The 1,003-nt window shown below is 73.4% G+C and carries 2 protein-coding genes; one reads left to right on the top strand and one right to left on the bottom strand.

The features are described 5' to 3' along the window. A partial coding sequence (locus VR45_RS39950) for a hypothetical protein (RefSeq protein ID WP_052709734.1) occupies window positions 1-455 on the top strand: 455 nt, incomplete at its 5' end. A gap of 129 nt (window positions 456-584) precedes the next feature. Here the strand turns inward: VR45_RS39950 and VR45_RS39945 are convergent. Next, window positions 585-1,003 (bottom strand): ABC transporter substrate-binding protein (locus tag VR45_RS39945; protein ID WP_045944878.1); only part of this gene is annotated, 419 nt, incomplete at its 5' end.

Raw genomic sequence — 1,003 nt, 5'->3', positions numbered from 1 at the left:
CCCCCGCCCTCGCGACGGCCGCGCTCACCCCGCCCACCCGCATCCCCGGCAACACCTCGATCGGCCGCAACCAGGCCTGGTACTCGCCGAACGGCAAGGTCGTGCTCGCCATGCAGGGCGACGGCAACGTCGTGCTGTACCGCGACGGCAAGGCGATCTGGGTCGCCCAGGGTGCCATGCCCCGCGGCGAGTTCCTGGTGATCCAGGGCGACGGCAACCTCGTCGTGTACGCCGCCGACAACACCCCGCTGTGGAACAGCCAGACCGGCGGCAAGTGGGGCGCCGAGCTGACCATCTACAACGAGGGCGCGATCGCGGTCGAGCTGAACGGCAAGATCCTCTGGACCTCCGCGCCGCCGCAGCCGCCGCAGCTGCCGCCGTGCCCGCCGTGGGGCCCGCCCTACCCCGGCCAGATCATCCCGCCGTGGTGCCCGGCCTGGCCCTTCCCCTCCTAGCAGGGCCGGACCGGGGCCCGGCCGGGACCTGCACCCGGCGGGGCACTTACCGGAACACGGTGCCGGAGCGGCGGGACGGACGGGCAGCCCCCGCCGCTCCGGCACCGCCTCCACTCGACAACCCGCGCGTCAGCCGAGCTTCTTCGCACCCTGGACGGCCTTGGCCAGGCCCTCCAGCAGCGGGGCCGCACCCAGCCAGGAGAACCGCGGCACCGCGTCCCACGGGGTGACCTGGCCGGCCTTGACCGCGGGCAGCGCGGACCAGGCGGGCTTGGCGGCGAGGTCGGTGGGCTGGAGGGCGGTGCTGCGGTTGTCGAGCAGGATCAGGTCGGCCTTGTACTTGCCGGCGTTCTCCCAGCTCAGGCTCTCGAAGTAGCCCTGCGGGTCGAGCGCGTCCGGGACGACGAAGTCGACGCCCAGGTCGCGGAAGTACATCAGGTCGGTGCTGAGTGCCGGGTTGGTGACGTAGAAGAGGTCGGCGCTGCCGGAGGCGGCCATCACCTTGAGCCCGCCGGCGGCCTTCGCGGCCTGCCGCAGGGTCTCCGCGG

This window comes from Streptomyces sp. NRRL S-495 (genome assembly GCF_000966955.1).
GTDB classification, from domain to species: domain Bacteria; phylum Actinomycetota; class Actinomycetes; order Streptomycetales; family Streptomycetaceae; genus Kitasatospora; species Kitasatospora purpeofusca.
The sequence above is the reverse complement of the archived record's forward strand: the minus strand, read 5'-3'. Positions and strand labels throughout refer to the sequence as shown.